The sequence below is a fragment of the Streptomyces lushanensis genome, from assembly GCF_001700515.1.
Classification (GTDB): Bacteria; Actinomycetota; Actinomycetes; order Streptomycetales; family Streptomycetaceae; genus Streptomyces; species Streptomyces lushanensis.
The window spans coordinates 1-4,253 of record NZ_MAUD01000356.1; the positions used below are offsets into that span (position 1 = coordinate 1).

Consider the following 4,253-nt stretch of genomic DNA (forward strand, 5'->3'; position numbering starts at 1 on the left):
TGTCCGGACACGCACCTCCTGCGACCCCGCCCCCCTCCCGCCGCATTCCGGCTGCGGCCCGTGCCGGGCGGCACATCCAGCCCGTCCGGCGATTGAGGACGGACCGGCCCGCACCGGCGCCGGGTGCCCTCCGGCGGATCACGGTCCCTCGCCGGGAGGCGGCTACGCGCGGGACCTTGCCTTGAACGCCGCCTTGCGCGCCTCCTTCGAGACCCCCCGGTCGCGGTGCAGCCGGCCCATCGCCTCCAGGACATCCGCCGTCGCCGGGTGGTCGACGCGCCAGGCCGCGTCGAAGAAGCCTCCGTGGCGGCCGACCAGGCCCTCGATCAGCTCCTGGAGCTCCTCCGGTTCACCCTCCGCGTCGAGCTGCGCCGCGATCGTGTCGATGGCCAGCCAGAAGATCATCGGCTCCGGCGGCGGCGGCACGTCGCGCGCGCCCAGTTCGGCGAGCCAGACACGGGCCAGACCGCCCAGTTCCGGGTCGTCCAGCACCTCCCGTACCGCCGACTCGGCCTCCGCGCCGACCAGGGAGAGCGCCTGCTGGCAGTGGAGCCGGCGCAGCGGCGCGCGCTGGTCCGTGCCGCGCGCGGCGGCCAGCAGCCGGCCCGCCGCGTCGGCCGGCGCGCGGCGGGCCAGCCACTGCTCGGTCTCGGCGCGGGCCGACAGCTCCGGGAAGTGCGCGACGCCGTCCAGCAGCGCGTGCGCGTCCTTGTCCGCGAGATCGCCGACGGCGGGCGCGTCGACTCCGGCCTCCAGCATCCGCGACCTGATCCCGTAGAGCCCGAGCGGCGTCAGCCGGACCATGCCGTAGCGGGCGACGTCCTCCTCGCCGACGGGCAGCGAGGCGTCGGCGCCCCCCGCGTCCTCCTCCATCAGGGCCTCGTCCACCGGTACGTACGAGACCAGCCCGACGGGCTCCAGCAGCCGGAACTGGTCGTCCAGCCGCATCATCGCCTCGGAGACCTGCTCCAGGACGTCGTCGGTGGGCTCGCCCATGTCGTCGGGCACGATCATCGACGCGGCGAGGACGGGCAGCGGTACGGGTCCCGACGCGCCGTCCCCGTCCGCGACGGTGAGCAGATAGAGATTGCCGAGCACGCCTTCGAGGAACTCCGCCTCCGACTCCGGGTCCCAGTCGAGCGATTCGAAGTCGATCTCGCCGTCCTCGCCGATCGCCGCGGCCAGATCGTCCAGGACCGGCGCGGTCGCGTCGGCGAAGACGACGTCCAGGGCGTCCAGCCAGAGCGCCAGCACGTCCTGCGGGGATCCGGAGGTGAGAAGGGCGAGCTGGTCGCCCGCCGTGACCCGGCCGGTGGTGCCGTCGTCCGTCTCGTCGTCCTCGTCGTCCTCGACCGCCACCAGGCCCGTGTCGACCGCGACCCGCCACGCCTCGCTCGCGTACGCCTCGCCGTCCTCGTCCACGAGACCGAGCACCTTCGCCGCCTCGGGAAGCTGCTCGTCGACCAGCTCACCGCCCGCGCCCACGCGAGTGCCTGGGCCCGCCCAGCGGGCCAGCCGCGCGGCTCGGGCGAGCAGTGGCGCGGCCAGCGCGTCCCGCGCCAGTTCCGCGTCCGAGGGCAGTCGTACCGGGGGCACGGTGGGGCGGTCTCCGGTCATCTGGTGGTTCTCCTCGCGGCGTACGGATTCACGGCGGCCCCCAGCGTAGACGCATTTGGACCCATCCCACCCGGTTCATGTACCCGACAGGTGGAGCGGGTCGGGGCACCCTTGACAACCGGCCCGCGCAGCAAGGAGATTACGCGCGTAGAACGGCCCCCCGCACGGCTCCTCCCCAAGTGGCCGGAAACCTTCGCACGGGGGGCGTCACATCCCGGGAACCGCGGCGGTCCGGCCGTACCCCACATACGGCCGGGCCGCCGCTCTCACCCCGCGGTGAGGCTCGGCGCGGGTGTGTACCGACGCACCGTGCCGCGCGTGAGCCCGGGGTGGTTGCGCACCCGCCGCCACGCCTCGGTCTCCGTGCCGCCCCCGTCGCCCGGCGCGGCCAGCGCGTCGAGATGCGCCTGCTCGCTCTCCCACTCCGCGTAGTTCAGGACATGTGTCCCGTCCACGCCGATTCCGCTCGCTGTCGGACCCGTCGAACTCCACGTCCACGATCACGACACAGCCGGGAAGGGGGCGCCCGCCCGCCGTGCGCCCCCGGCTGCGGTACAGCTCGTACGCGCGCGGTCCGGTCCGCCCGGTCCCGGGCACGGCCGCGTCGATCCCGGCGTCGCGCTCGTCACGGCCGGTGCGGTCGAACTCCTCGTACGCCTCCGGGCCGCTCCACTGCGAGCGGTGGAGCAGGGAGTCGCCGTCGTTGCCGGTGAGGACGGAGTACGAGAGCAGCCCGGCGTGGGGCCACTCCCGGCTCCGCCGCACGCGGCCGACGGCCTCGACCGCGGCCCGCCGGCGCTCGGGGCGTGCCGAGGCGCCGGCGGCCGACCGTGACAACACCCACACCCGGTCGGGAGATCTCGGGCAGGGTGGCGGAACGTACGGACATGGTGGTGCCTCCTCGGTGGCACACCCCCGCGGTGCGCCCTCGCCACCATGCTCGAAGATGAAGTGCGGTCGAGGTCGACCAACCGGCCGCGTCGTCCCGCCCCGTCGCGGCCGACGACCGGTCATGTCCCCGTCCGTGGTCCCCGTCAGACCACGACGTCGAACCATGGCCGCCGTGTGGTCGCCCAGTGCGCCACCCAGCCGGCGAACCCGTCCCCCGCGGTGGTGTGGCCGAACGCCGCCCCGAACGGCGCCGCGCCCACATCGCTGATGTTCCAGATCCGGCCCCGCTGCGGGCCCGTGACCACGAGATGCCAGTACATCCCGCAGCCGTCCGCGCCCAGCACCACGCTCCCGTGGTTGCAGACCTCGTCGATGAGCGGTTCGATCTCCTCGTACGGCCGCGGGTCGTCCTCCCACACCCACGTCTCGGTGAGCGGGAAGGGCTTCGACAGCACCCGCTGTGTCTGCGCGCATCCCCAGTCGGCGGGCAGCGCCGCCACGGGTATCAGCCCGTCGACGTCGGCAGGGCCCTCGCTGCATCCGTCGCAGATCTCGGCGACCAGCGTGCGGTAGGGCTCGGGCAGGACGATCCCCTGCTCGCGCTCGAAGGCGCGCACCGCGTCCCAGCCCAGCGGTGGCAGACACCGCTCCGCCGGGAAGGCCGCGCGCAGCGCGGCCAGTTCACCCCGGTCGGCCGTGCCGGGACCGCCCGCGTCCCGGTCCTCCGCCCCGCCTCGGTCGCCCAGATCCGTTTCGCCCAGGTCTGCTTCGCCCTGGTGGGCGTTTTCGTTCTCCATGTTCTCCATGCCCTCCATATCCCCTGTTGGACCAGCACCCACTGACAGTCCGGCCCCTGCTACCCCGAAGCTCCCTCCGGCACGCTGTTGTTCGGAGCACTGGAGCGCGCTGATGTGTACGTACCGCCGAAACCGCCGCCGCCGACCGGCGGCGGCGCGGCCTCGGAGCCGTCCGCCCCGGTCACCCGGGCCGGCTCGGCCGCCGACCGCGTGTACCGGGCGCGCGCCCCCGGTTCGGCACGGTCGGCCGGGGCGCCGGCGTGCGCCCTCCCGGTCCCGCGGGCCGCGGACGCGAGGGCGGGGCCCGGTAACAGCAGAAGCCCCGGACGGGGCAGAGTACGCATCATGGGAGCATCCTGCCGCATCCCGAACGGACGGCCGATCACTGTTCGATGCCGATATACGAACGCCGAACGGCCGACAGCGGAATACTGCCAACGGCAGACCCGGACCGGTCAGTTCGGACGCGGGGCCGGCCCGGTGGCCCATGCCGTGACGTCCAGTTCGCCCGACGTGCCGACATCCACCGGCAGCGGCAGCGTGCTCCGCTCCTCGCCCGCCGCGGCGGCGACCACCACATGGGCGCCGGTGCCGTGGGCCGCCGTATCGGTGATCCGGTTGTTCCAGTGCAGCACCGACCGCGCGGAGTCCCCCGGCGCCAGTGTCAGCGGCTTCGGCCCCTGGTTCCTGGAGGCGTCCGTGTACGCGTTGCCATGGGTGAGCGTGAGCGCGAGCGGCTCACGGTCCTCGTCCAGGACAAGGATCTCGGGGTAGCCGTTGACGCGGTAGGGCTTCCTCCCGCAGTTCGTCAGCTCGATCTCGACGGCCCGATGGCCCATGGCGGCGTCCACCGGCCCGTGCCCGAAGGAGATGCCCGAGGCGGAACAGGGGCCCGGTCCGGTGGCCTCCCAGGGCCGGGGGCCCGGGTCCCCGGCCCTGGGAGGCCAC

4 protein-coding genes are annotated in these 4,253 nt (G+C 74.0%); all 4 read right to left on the reverse strand.

Annotated elements, in window-relative coordinates; genetic code table 11:
- Positions 1–162: 162 nt before the first annotated feature.
- Positions 163–1,617: a hypothetical protein gene (locus BFF77_RS25760; RefSeq protein ID WP_066954052.1), complete on the reverse strand. Its 1,455-nt coding sequence runs from the start codon at positions 1,615–1,617 to the stop codon at positions 163–165.
- 266 nt (positions 1,618–1,883) lie between these two features.
- The gene (locus BFF77_RS37990) at positions 1,884–2,072 is read right to left on the reverse strand and encodes a hypothetical protein (protein ID WP_342671266.1); all 189 of its coding nucleotides are present in this window, start codon (positions 2,070–2,072) and stop codon (positions 1,884–1,886) included.
- 579 nt (positions 2,073–2,651) lie between these two features.
- Positions 2,652–3,305: an SMI1/KNR4 family protein gene (locus BFF77_RS25770; RefSeq protein WP_245703707.1), complete on the reverse strand. Its 654-nt coding sequence runs from the start codon at positions 3,303–3,305 to the stop codon at positions 2,652–2,654.
- 455 nt (positions 3,306–3,760) lie between these two features.
- Positions 3,761–4,253 (reverse strand): DUF4232 domain-containing protein (locus BFF77_RS25780; RefSeq protein WP_141698527.1); only part of this gene is annotated, 493 nt, incomplete at its 5' end.

Excerpts from the sequence above, each read along its gene's own strand:
- BFF77_RS25760 (WP_066954052.1), bottom strand. The coding sequence starts at position 1,617 with ATGACCGGAGACCGCCCCACCGTGCCCCCGGTACGACTGCCCTCGGAC.
- BFF77_RS25770 (WP_245703707.1), bottom strand. The coding sequence starts at position 3,305 with ATGGAGAACGAAAACGCCCACCAGGGCGAAGCAGACCTGGGCGAAACG.